This is a genomic window from Staphylococcus sp. EG-SA-2 (assembly GCF_017152085.1).
This window is the reverse complement of sequence record NZ_JACYHC010000119.1, coordinates 1-548: the sequence shown is the minus strand read 5'-3', so window position 1 is coordinate 548 and position 548 is coordinate 1. Positions and strand designations below refer to the sequence as shown.

At 28.8% G+C, this 548-nt stretch carries 1 pseudogene; it reads left to right on the top strand.

Going from position 1 to position 548, the window contains the following annotated elements:
• Nucleotides 1-111, top strand: a pseudogene (locus tag IDG60_RS01130) (response regulator transcription factor); the annotation flags it as partial.
• Nucleotides 112-548 lie beyond the last annotated feature (437 nt).

The window sequence follows — 548 nt, the reverse complement described above, 5'->3', positions numbered from 1 at the left end:
CATATGACATCATTAAGACAAAAACTTTCACAATGTCATGAGGACGCAAAAGATATTATTAAAACACATCCACGCATTGGTTATCAAATGTTGCAGTGGAAAGAGAAATAATTAAATAAAAAAGATCGCTGCCATTAAACGAATGATTGGCAGTGATCTTTTTTATATTCAACTTATTATTTATCGCGCACTAGCGTCAGCAAAAAGCCCTATTGTTTTTTATAAGAACATGATACTGAAATTTCATAAAGTTTATTTATGTTCGATTATTCTTAATTTAAGTAGTTGTTATATTCTAGATTCATATTTATATTTACACAGAATGATATAACCGCATACAGATCTCAATCCAATTAAATATTTAACCTTTAAAACGTTAGTACTTTGATATCTACAGAGAATCAATTATTGAAAACAAAAAGGTTCTCCACCAAATGTGGTGGGTATATAATTTAAAGAACTATTTTAAATTACAACTTTTAGAGTTTTTATTATTAGGCGGCCAGTCCATTATTGGGCTTGGTTGTCTTCTTTTTTTCTCCTTTGTA